Here is a 10,033-nt window from a genome sequence, read left to right as displayed (position 1 = left end):
GCGATTTTCGATGATGTTTCGTTTCGTCTATTACAAGGAGAGCACATTGGACTGATCGGCGCCAACGGCGAAGGGAAGTCCACGTTTATGAATATTATTACAGGAAAACTGGAGCCTGATGCTGGAAACATTACATGGTCGAAGCACACCCGTGTCGGGTACCTGGACCAGCACGCGGATCTTGTTGAAGGAATGACGATCCGCGATGTGTTAAGAACGGCCTATCAATATCTGTTTGATATGGAAACAGAGATGAATGAGCTTTTTGCAAAAATGGGAGAAGTAGACTCGGATGAGCTCACTGAGCTTCTCGAAGAAACGGGCCGAATTCAGGATGCCCTGACAAACAACGATTTCTACACGATTGATGCAAAAGTGGAAGAAGTCGCCAATGGATTAGGACTTGATGAAATCGGACTTGAGCGTCAAGTAGTTGACTTGAGCGGTGGTCAGCGCACGAAAGTATTGCTCGCAAAATTGCTGCTTGAAAAGCCGGACATTTTGCTGCTCGATGAGCCGACCAACTATTTGGACGTCGAGCATATTGAATGGCTGAAAAACTATTTATTGAATTACGACCATGCCTTCATCTTGATCTCCCACGACATCCCATTTTTAAACAGCGTTGTGAACTTGATCTATCATATGGAAAATCAGCAGCTGACACGCTACCCTGGTGATTACAATGAATTTCTCCGTGTGTATGAAATGAAGAAGCAGCAGTTGGAAGCCGCTTATAAAAAGCAGCAAAAAGAAATTGCCAACTTGAAAGATTTCGTTGCGCGTAACAAAGCTAATGCGGCGACAAGTAAAATGGCGATGTCCCGCCAGAAAAAGCTTGATAAGATGGACGTCATCGAACTGGATTCAGAAAAACCGAAGCCTCATTTCAACTTCAAGCAAGCACGTACCCCAGGGAAATACTTGTTTGAAACGAAAGACCTCGTGATCGGATACGATGAGCCGTTATCACGTCCACTTAACCTTAGTATGGAGCGTGGACAAAAGCTTGCCTTATCCGGTGCAAACGGAATCGGTAAGACGACGTTATTGAAGAGTATTCTCGGAGAAATCCAGCCTGTATCTGGGTCCGTCGAGCTAGGCGATCACCTTCATATCGGCTACTTCGAACAAGAGCTGAAGGAAATCAGCAACCATACATGTATCGAAGAGATCTGGGAAGAATTCCGTCACTTTACTCAATATGAAGTCCGTGCTTCCCTAGCGAAATGTGGTCTGACACGTAAGCACATCGAAAGTAAGGTTCAAGTGTTGAGCGGCGGTGAAAAAGCCAAGGTGCGCCTATGTAAATTGATCAATAAAGAAACCAATTTACTGGTATTAGATGAACCGACCAACCACTTGGATGTCGATGCAAAAGCCGAATTGAAACGTGCTTTGAAGGAATATAAAGGCAGCGTCCTTCTCATCTCGCACGAGCCTGAATTTTATCAGGATATCGTCACAGATGTTTGGAACTGCGAAGACTGGACGACAAAAGTGTTTCAATAAAAAGTAAGCACGTATCATGATAAGCATACAATCGCTATCAAATGTAGAAACAACCACAAAGAAACGGTCATCGTCTAACACGGTGACCGTTTCTTTTATGGTTATTTCACTTTCTCCCAGCCGAGCTCATGAGAGGATTTCAAATCAATGACTGCCGTTTCACTCCAAAAATTCGTTAACGTATGCTGCGTATGTTCGATGATCTGTGAAGCAGTTAAGTATTTATTGTCACAAGTTGTATGAGCATCTGAAATTAATGTTACATGGTAACCATGGTCAAAAGCTCCACGCGAGGTAGAGTCAACACAATAATCTGTCTGGGCTCCGCAAATAAAAAGATGATCAGCTTCAACTTTATCAAGCGTCTTTTTAAGTGACGTACGTACAAAAGCATTCGGAACCGATTTAAAAATTACAGCATCTTGTTCCAACGGTTTCTCCAATTCAGGATGAAGCTGCCAGCCATCCGCCCCACGTTTCATTGGCCCCTCTGGATACTCATGTTGAACGTATATGACGGGAATTTGCTTTTCTCTTGCTCGATGGATTGCTCGGTTGATATTGGTGATTTTCTCTTCACACTGATACGAGTTTTCCATGACAGCCTTTTGGACATCAATGACGACTAATACTTCTTTCCCCATTCGCTCACATCCTTTTAGATTCTCACTATACCATTCTCTAAAAGAGTACAGAGTTCCTGCGCACGGCTTTAGTAAAACTTTAGAGATTGCCGTCGAAAGAGCTCTATCGTTATGTGAAACGGTATTGAAAAAACTTAAATACCTCGCATCACTTTCGTTCGTTTTCCACAACGCTCACATTCATATATGGTTCGCGACTTTATTTCTTCATCCCATCCCACTGATTTGAATCTATGCCATCCGATCCGGCACAAAATGCTTTCTTCAATATTCTTTCGTGAGCGCTAACGATACACCTATCGTTAGTAAAGCAAAGTCCAGATAATAAAAGCTAAGGCCAGTTTGAAATCTCAGGACAATCAAAACAATGCCTACGAACAGGAGAAGACCACTGCCTTTTTTAAGAAGAGATTCCACAAGATCCCCACCTTTGTAAATAATATTAAAAGGCGATTCCAAAGAGAGTCACTTTTTTAATATAAATTATGAAGTTACCTATTTCTTATGGTTGTACTTTTTGTCATATTCCTCTGACCTCGATTGAAAATAGAGGATACTTAACCAGCCGAAGATTGAGATTCCTGCAGCAAATAGAGAAACCCAAAACCCCACGAAAATCTCCCCCATTACATTCAATTGGAAGCGATTCCTTACATTTAACTTGTTCTTCACAGAAATGGTTTCTAACCTGAGGTTTAATCCCCTCATACAAATCTTTCAAATGTACCTCTATACCCTGTTTCGTATTATGAAAAAAGGGTAAAAAATAAAAGATTGATCGGAAATACGGGAGGCGGACGTATTGATCGATAAAAAAGGTTTGGAACTGCAGATTGAAGAAGTGAGAGAAAAAATGTATGAGGCTTATCAATCCCCTAATAATTACACGGAGGTGCTCAGAATCTCTCAAGAGCTGGATGATTTGTTGAATAAACTGAATGGAGAGGAATAGACAGATCTTATGTATCGCAATGAATAAATAAAGAATCTAAACATTTATTCTTCAGAAACGCGAAGGTGCTCTTCTTCATCATCCATTCGCTGCTTTCATTTCGTCAGTAAAGGAAGTGCGTAGTTTTCCACTGGTGATATTAGCAGTAGACGAAGAACCGGATGTTCACCTCTTTCATGTACAAATTCTTCACTCGGACTACCAACCAGATTATTTCCCTCTTTTTCCTTATTGCAGCCTCCTGCTATGTGCATCTGCATGGTGCGGTTGAGCATAAGGCTGCCTCTCTCTTGTTTTTCACCATTAATACCCACCTCTTCTCATCGATCAAAGATTATTAAAGTTCCACTGCCCAGAACAATTTTGATTATCTGTTTAATTAAATTCGAATCTGAATATCTAAGATTAGACAGCCAATTGACCTTTCGACTAGTGGCATAGTTCCCACCCCTTCACAAACTAACATAATGTAATCTGACATTTTCTATTCATAAAAATCCATATAAGGTTTAGCTTCCTTGTAATAATCGATACGATCTTGTAAAGTTCCACTATGAAATTCAAATTTATGACCATCAGGATCTGTGAAATAAATTGACTTCTTGTCACGCCTGTCTCTCTTCCGGCCTGATAGAACATTTACATTCAACGCTACTAACTCTTTATATGCATGATCGAAGTCTTTTTCATCAATAGAAAAGGCTATGTGAGTGTAAGATTGAGAGATTTCATTCCTAGGAATCTCTTTTTCCTCATTCAGCGCCAGCCAAAGACCATTAAGATCAAAGTAGGCCGTTGTTTTACCTTTCGCAAGTAACTTCGCACCGAAAACTTGTTGGTAAAAATGGATGGATCGTTCCAAATCAGATACAGAAAACAGAAAATGATTAACTCCTTTAATATTCATTGCTTTCACCTCCAAATGATCACTCAATTCCAATTATTTCAAAGTAAGGGAATGATAGCGATTGATCTTAGAAAGAAGGAGCCATCCTATAAGTTGCATTCAATTGGTAGAAGTTGACCGGCATATCGCGCCAAATGGTTTAGTTGATCATGCCGTTATGAAAGACGACTTACTCCTAATGGTTGGATGTTGTTTTTATCGATGTAGTGTTGAATTTTCGATTCAAGAGAAGATACAGCTTGAGCTTCAATTTCTTAGTTTTATAGACGAATCTGAGCACCCGATCAAGCATAACAAGATAATCAATATAAAAATGTGCTGGATATGAGCAACCCCTAAATAAGCTTAATTATATTGCACTGTTTGGTGAGTTACCTGACATCCAATAGGCTAATCATTTAATCCCTTTCCATTAAGAATGTGCTGCATATATTTTTCGATCCTGGACTCTCGAGTTTTGGATTTTTTGGCACTAGAAAAATAAAGAATGTAGGCTCTTTGCCTTCCCGGTGTCAATGATTCAAAAGCAGCTTTCATAGCAGGGATTTCATTGAATTTATTTTTAAGTTCTTGCGGAATTTCCGTCTTCTTATTAAATTTCACTTCCAAACCAGCTTTTTCCACTTCAATAGCTTCATATACATATTCTTTAATGATGGTTTCCATTTCAATTATTTCTTGAACATTGGTGAACCGAATCTGACGCGCCGCCTGGACATTCTCAGTTTGTTGAATTAAAACCCCATGGGTATCCTTTAGCAATGCACCTTTGTGAAATAGCAGCGCACAATATTCTTTAAAACCATGGATTAAAACGACGTTATTTTCCTGAAACGTGTAACAAGGTTTACCCCACTTGAATTCTTCGGTCATCTGGCAATCAAGAAGGATTGTTCTCAATTTCTCAAATTCTTCCTTCCACTTCTTGGATTTAGTTAGAAATTCATCAACCTTAGGATTCATCCTACTATTGGTCATCAAGGTAACCCCCTTCAAAAATTTTTTTAAGCTGACATTTTACTTTATTTGAATATACATTAACCACGAATTACTTTCCATGTCCCCATTTAACAAACGTACTGGTGTAAAAAGGGAAGAGAATTAGGTGTGAGAGGAATGAGCCGTCAAAATAACCTCTGATTTTTAGTTAGTCTCAAATTATTAGGACTCTCCAGGTTACAGGGGTTTTCTTTCACTTCAATCAATAATCCGACAGACTTTTGAAAATAATAAAAATGAGGGGAGGGATTATCATGGCTCAAGGAAATAAAAAACTCTCGAATAAAAACGCACAGCAACAAGCAAGAAAAGAAGAGAAACAACCAAGAAAGCGCCAGCCATAAAGATATGATTTAGCTCAAAACGAAAAAAGAACTTCCAAGATGAGAAGTACCTTAGACTATCGAGAAAGTCTCGACAGCGTGCAAGTTCTATAAAGCACATACTTCTGTTTTCTTGAGAAAGAAGGGGCGACTATCACCTAAGAATAATCGCCCCTTCTATATGTAAGAATTGGAATAAAGATAACTAAAACGTATATTGTTGTCTAGTTCGTTTGAGAAAGTTATTTCTTTGGGACTAACCTCCCGACAAAAACCATTGCAGCAGCAGAAGCAGAAGCGATAACTACTGACCGAACTATTCCTTCAAATGATATATCAGAAGGTTTGAATATTGCCGCAAAGAGCAATATCAATAAAAAATAAACTGTAAAATAGAGAAAAAAACTTCCTATTGTTCTCTTCAAAGTTTCCCTCTCCTATAAGTTGATCAATATTATGTGTTACCTATCACTGTAAACTCATACCGTTCCCATACCATGCTACATGTAGTATTATTCCGTATTTGCCTTATATGTAAGACTTGATGTCATTATACGCCATATTTAATCATCATTATGAATGAGTTAATCAATAACTTTATATGATATGATCCATTCAGAATGAGGTAGGTATTGAATGATAGATTGCTTATCTTTTAAATGATCAATTTTTAAATTATCGTTTATTCTAAATTCTTTACCGTGCAGGATAATATCTATTCCATTACCTTCATATCGAGATGTAGTAACATTTTCAATTTTAGATGGAACACCCTTCAATGTTTCATAGTCCTTTTGAATATAACTGGGTATGTCTCTCAAATAAATTGATGATATTAGAGCGCATGCAATACCTGCCAGTAATAAAACCATGCGAATAATTTTCAAAGGAGTGCCTCGAAATTCTTTCTTTATATGCTTCGAATTCTTATTAATAGATAATGAAAAGAAAATCCATGCAACACTTGCGATTGTAATACTTACAGTTAGCAGTAAAAAATGGTGGGTTGAACCCCCGATTAGTGTAATAAGAAAAGATATAGCAAAAATTACTAAAGATATAGTTGAAAGCATATAAACTCAAATCCTCCCTATACCCCCATATACCAAGTATTTATGTTTCAAAAAAAGGTAATATATGGACCTAAAGAATGTAGAGGTAATCAAAATGATACTCTTCAATTCTTCCCTTGGTTTTGAATTACGGAAAAGTTGGAGACCATCTATTTAATCTTCTACTCTCCCCTTCGATAGTTGAAGCGTGAAATTAATGCCTTCACCGCGTAATGCGTTTTCAAAATCAAATTTAGATGACTGTGCAAAATTCAGACCCTTAGCGAGCCACGGAACCCCCTTGCAGCATAGTAGGATTCTGCTCCATTGTGGTATACAAATACAGTGTCATAGCGACGATCACAAAAGAGTGCCCCGCCAAGTTTTCTAATAGTAGCAGGAGTTTGTATCCAGCTCGATGTTTTCATATCAAAATTTTCAAGTTTCTGTAGCTCCCGGTATTGTTCTTCCGTTAAAAGTTCAATGCCCATGGCAGTTGCCATATCACAAGCATTATTTTCTGGTTTGTATTTTTTCCTTGACTCCAGCGCTTCACGGTCGTAACAGACACTTCTGCGGCCTTTAGGACTTTCCGGTGAACAATCATAAAAAATGTATTCGCTTGTCTTTTTATCATGGCCAACAACATCTGGTTCACCGCCCGTTTCTTCCATTTCATTAAGCGACCACAGTTTTTCAGTATTAGCTTCGAGCTTTGCTTGTACTTTAGCCCATTCAAGTCCTTTATGGCGGTTCACGTTTTTTTCAAAACGGGCATTCAATGTTCTGAGTAGTTCTTCACGTTGTTCTAATGACAACTCCCTATTTCTCTTAGTCATATAAATCCCTCTTTTTTTAAGTTATAATTGTATAAGGACTAAACCAGCAAGTAAAAAAGCAGCCGTCCATGTTGAACAATCCCACCTAATCTTAATTCCTCTATTTCAAGATAACTAAATATTTATATTCTCCTTCAATCACTAACCTACTTAGAAGTTCTGCCTGCGCCCGACTTCGCTGCATTCCAATCTTGATGATATGGATTACATAAATTTAGTGAACCTTCACATTTAATTGAAAATCAATTATAGTTATTCGCCTTTAATCGTCTGCAACAAGGTTTTTCTCAAAGCGACTTATATCTTTATCAGACCCGATCACAATTAAAATGTCAGTTTCTTCTATTTTTTCGTTGGCCTGGGGAGATACGATAACATCTTTATTCCTTTTCATTGCTACAACATTACATCCGTAGTTTGCTCGGATATCTAAATCGATAAGTGTTTGACCCTTCATTTTTCTCCCTGCTTTAACTTCTACCACACTATGATCATCAGACAATTCAATATAATCAAGAATGTTATTGGAAATGATGTTGTGGGCAATTCGTTTTCCCATATCTCTTTCCGGGTGGATGACGTGATCTGCACCAATTCTATTTAGAATTTTTTCATGATAATCATTTTGAGCTTTAACCGTTACGATTTTAATTCCCAATTCTTTTAGAATTAAAGTGGTCAACATGCTGGCTTGAATGTTGTCACCAATCGCCACGATTACGTGATCGATATTCCGTAATCCCAGCTCTCTTAATACGTTTTCATCCGTAGAGTCAGCCATAACTGCATGCGCTGCGATATCTCTATACTCAATTACTTTTTGTTCATCAATATCTAAAGCAATAACTTCCATACCTTCACGACTTAACTCTCTGCATATACTTCCACCAAATCGGCCTAAACCAATGACAGCGAATTCTTTTTTCATAGAATTTCCTCCATAAATGTTATGAAACCTACCTCTATACTACCAATCCTTTTAGATATTTCTCAAGAGAAGCAGAAATATTATGACATAACTATAACCATTTACACTAAGACCTCCGATTCCCTTAAAAATAAAAGCTTTAGAAAACTCGATAATTACTATAGAATATACACATCTGAATGAATTCCCTAAGATTGGTGGCCTTTTGATGAATTATAATAATTTAAACCCTCCACAGATCATTATTTCTATATTCATAGGCTTGATAGCCATAGGTACTCTTCTCCTGTCCCTTCCGTTCGCGAACACGGAGGGTGTTTCGTTTATTGACGCTTTATTTACAGCGACATCAGCTATGACAGTGACTGGATTAATTGTGGTAGATACGGGTACTGCCTATACATTATTCGGGCAAATCGTGATTTTGTCACTCATTCAACTTGGCGGCCTTGGGATTATGACATTTGCTGTCTTAATCTATGTGGCTGTAGGTAAGAAGATAGGAATTAAACAGCGCCTTCTTCTGAAACAAGCGTTAAATCAATCAGCTATAGGAGGAGTCGTACGACTGGCCCTAAGATTACTCCTCTTTTCCATTATTGTAGAAACGATTGCTGTCATTTTCCTTTCACTTAAATGGATACCTGAAATGGGATGGGGGAAAGGCATATACGCAAGTATCTTCCATTCAATATCCGCTTTTAACAATGCAGGCTTTTCTATTTGGTCAGATAGTTTATCAGCCTATGCAGTGAGTCCTGTAGTAAATATTGTTATAACCTTTCTCTTTATTATAGGAGGTATAGGATTTACCGTTGTATTTGATTTGTGGAAAAGTAAAGAGTTTGCTCACTTATCTTTACAAACAAAATTGATGATTGTGGGGACACTGACAATCAACCTAATTAGCTTCTTAATCATATTTTTTCTGGAGTATAATAACCCAGCTACACTTGCTAATCTTTCCAGTTTAGGAAAAATTCAAGCCGCCTATTTTCAAGCTGTTACACCAAGAACAGCTGGATTTAACACGTTAGATATAGGGCAAATGGAAGAAGCTTCCCTCTTTTTTATTATTACTCTTATGTTTATTGGAGGAGGTAGTGCTTCTACAGCTGGTGGGATAAAGTTAACGACTGCATTAGCCATTCTTCTCGCTACGGTATCTTTCTTCAAGGATAAAGAGCACGTGACGATATTCAGAAGAAGTTTGACTTACCATGTGATCTTAAAGGCATTAGCGTTAACTGTTGGTAGTATGTGCGTGGTTATTTTCACAATTTTCATTTTAGATCTAACGGAAGATGCACCTTTCTTAATGATTATGTTCGAGAGTGTATCGGCCTTTGGGACAGTAGGGCTTTCAATGGGGTTAACAGGTAGTTTAACCACTATAGGTAAAATCGTTATCGTTCTCACCATGTTAATCGGTAAGCTAGGACCCTTAACGTTTGCTTTTGCTTTTGCAAAGCAATCCCCCGATCCAATTAAATACCCTAGTGAAGAAATTCTTACAGGATAATGAGGATGGGACAAAAGTGTTTTAGCCATTCTGAAATCCGAATGATTGTGAAATTCTTATGACAAGATTTCACCATCGTTCGGATTTTTTATGGTAGACTAGTGCAACGTGTCCAATTCTTGCCAATACTTTGGACATTTGTCATGTAAGGTGGAAGTATGGCCGCTCCGACAGAATGCTTCGCTGATGAAAACGAAGCATGTAAAAGAAGGATTTAGACCATTTCAGCGTAGGAAATTCACGGAGACTTCTGTGGGAGGAAGGCAACGGTGACCCCCCACAGTGCGCAGCGAATCCACTGAAAAAGTGTTGTATTAATAGAAAGGTAGAAGTTCACCTACTACATTTAGGTGTC

At 38.3% G+C, this 10,033-nt stretch carries 10 protein-coding genes; 3 read left to right on the top strand and 7 right to left on the bottom strand.

Translation table 11 applies throughout. From position 1 onward, the window contains the following. The coding region (locus tag LD39_RS04680) for an ABC-F family ATP-binding cassette domain-containing protein (RefSeq protein WP_035543419.1) at window positions 1–1,512 on the top strand (1,512 nt) is incomplete at its 5' end. Between the two features lie 101 nt (window positions 1,513–1,613). On the opposite strand, the gene LD39_RS04675 is transcribed toward LD39_RS04680, so the two are convergent. Beyond that, window positions 1,614–2,156 carry a cysteine hydrolase family protein gene (locus LD39_RS04675; protein WP_035543416.1) on the bottom strand — a complete coding sequence of 181 codons (543 nt, stop codon included), beginning with the start codon at window positions 2,154–2,156 and terminating at the stop codon, window positions 1,614–1,616. 264 nt (window positions 2,157–2,420) lie between these two features. Then, on the bottom strand, window positions 2,421–2,573 hold the full coding sequence (locus LD39_RS22485) for a hypothetical protein (protein WP_156112567.1): 153 nt from the start codon (window positions 2,571–2,573) through the stop codon (window positions 2,421–2,423). Between the two features lie 385 nt (window positions 2,574–2,958). On the opposite strand from LD39_RS22485, the gene LD39_RS21975 reads away from it, so the two are divergent. Next, on the top strand, window positions 2,959–3,108 hold the full coding sequence (locus tag LD39_RS21975) for an aspartyl-phosphate phosphatase Spo0E family protein (RefSeq protein ID WP_081988302.1): 150 nt from the start codon (window positions 2,959–2,961) through the stop codon (window positions 3,106–3,108). Between the two features lie 484 nt (window positions 3,109–3,592). Here the strand turns inward: LD39_RS21975 and fosM are convergent, their stop codons facing one another. From fosM to LD39_RS04635, 5 genes are all read right to left on the bottom strand, one after another. Continuing rightward, entirely contained in the window at window positions 3,593–4,015 is a 423-nt protein-coding gene (gene fosM, locus LD39_RS04665; protein WP_035543412.1) for a FosM family fosfomycin resistance protein, read from the bottom strand. Between the two features lie 390 nt (window positions 4,016–4,405). After that, on the bottom strand, window positions 4,406–4,993 hold the full coding sequence (locus tag LD39_RS04655) for a YdeI family protein (RefSeq protein WP_035543408.1): 588 nt from the start codon (window positions 4,991–4,993) through the stop codon (window positions 4,406–4,408). A gap of 928 nt (window positions 4,994–5,921) precedes the next feature. After that, a complete protein-coding gene (locus tag LD39_RS04645) occupies window positions 5,922–6,410 on the bottom strand; it encodes a hypothetical protein (RefSeq protein WP_035543404.1) in 489 nt (162 codons plus the stop codon). 251 nt (window positions 6,411–6,661) lie between these two features. Further along, window positions 6,662–7,228: a DUF4256 domain-containing protein gene (locus LD39_RS04640; protein ID WP_035543400.1), complete on the bottom strand. Its 567-nt coding sequence runs from the start codon at window positions 7,226–7,228 to the stop codon at window positions 6,662–6,664. Window positions 7,229–7,490: 262 nt separating this feature from the next. Then, complete coding sequence (locus tag LD39_RS04635; RefSeq protein WP_035543398.1) at window positions 7,491–8,156, bottom strand: TrkA family potassium uptake protein; 666 nt, start codon at window positions 8,154–8,156, stop codon at window positions 7,491–7,493. 208 nt (window positions 8,157–8,364) lie between these two features. On the opposite strand from LD39_RS04635, the gene LD39_RS04630 reads away from it, so the two are divergent. Continuing rightward, window positions 8,365–9,678 (top strand): TrkH family potassium uptake protein, encoded by a 1,314-nt coding sequence (locus tag LD39_RS04630; RefSeq protein WP_035543397.1) that lies wholly within the window; start codon window positions 8,365–8,367, stop codon window positions 9,676–9,678. Window positions 9,679–10,033 lie beyond the last annotated feature (355 nt).

Origin of the sequence: Halobacillus sp. BBL2006 (assembly GCF_000786645.1) — a bacterium.
GTDB lineage: Bacteria > Bacillota > Bacilli > Bacillales > Halobacillaceae > Halobacillus.
The sequence above is the reverse complement of the archived record's forward strand: the minus strand, read 5'-3'. Positions and strand labels throughout refer to the sequence as shown.

What these genes read in the sequence shown, in the direction of transcription:
- LD39_RS04645 (WP_035543404.1), bottom strand. Translation starts at nt 6,410, where the DNA reads ATGCTTTCAACTATATCTTTAGTAATTTTTGCTATATCTTTTCTTATT.
- fosM (WP_035543412.1), bottom strand. Translation starts at nt 4,015, where the DNA reads ATGAATATTAAAGGAGTTAATCATTTTCTGTTTTCTGTATCTGATTTG.
- LD39_RS04675 (WP_035543416.1), bottom strand. Translation starts at nt 2,156, where the DNA reads ATGGGGAAAGAAGTATTAGTCGTCATTGATGTCCAAAAGGCTGTCATG.
- LD39_RS04640 (WP_035543400.1), bottom strand. Translation starts at nt 7,228, where the DNA reads ATGACTAAGAGAAATAGGGAGTTGTCATTAGAACAACGTGAAGAACTA.
- LD39_RS04655 (WP_035543408.1), bottom strand. Translation starts at nt 4,993, where the DNA reads ATGACCAATAGTAGGATGAATCCTAAGGTTGATGAATTTCTAACTAAA.
- LD39_RS04635 (WP_035543398.1), bottom strand. Translation starts at nt 8,156, where the DNA reads ATGAAAAAAGAATTCGCTGTCATTGGTTTAGGCCGATTTGGTGGAAGT.
- LD39_RS04630 (WP_035543397.1), top strand. Translation starts at nt 8,365, where the DNA reads ATGAATTATAATAATTTAAACCCTCCACAGATCATTATTTCTATATTC.